At 48.4% G+C, this 248-nt stretch carries 1 pseudogene; it reads right to left on the bottom strand.

Going from position 1 to position 248, the window contains the following annotated elements:
- Nucleotides 1-248 (bottom strand): annotated as a pseudogene (locus AC6UD2_RS06850) (histidine--tRNA ligase); the annotation flags it as partial.

Here is a 248-nt window from a genome sequence, read left to right on the forward strand (position 1 = left end):
GTCTTCTAATTTCGGAGCGTCAGCAACCAGCTGCTGGTCCCCCTTGTCCTTACTGTCCAAAATCCGGAGTGGATTCTGTTTTAAGCGCCGTTTGGAGTCTTCACTTAATTGGTCCTCATACTTTGAGAAGTAGGCTACTAGGACGTCATGGTAACGCTTCCGACTCTCTTCGTCACCCAACGTGTTGATTTCAACCTTTAAGTCGTTGATGTCGACACCCTTGAAGATGTCCAGGGCTAACGCAATCG

The sequence above is a fragment of the Fructilactobacillus sp. X2R5C2 genome, assembly GCF_059901375.1.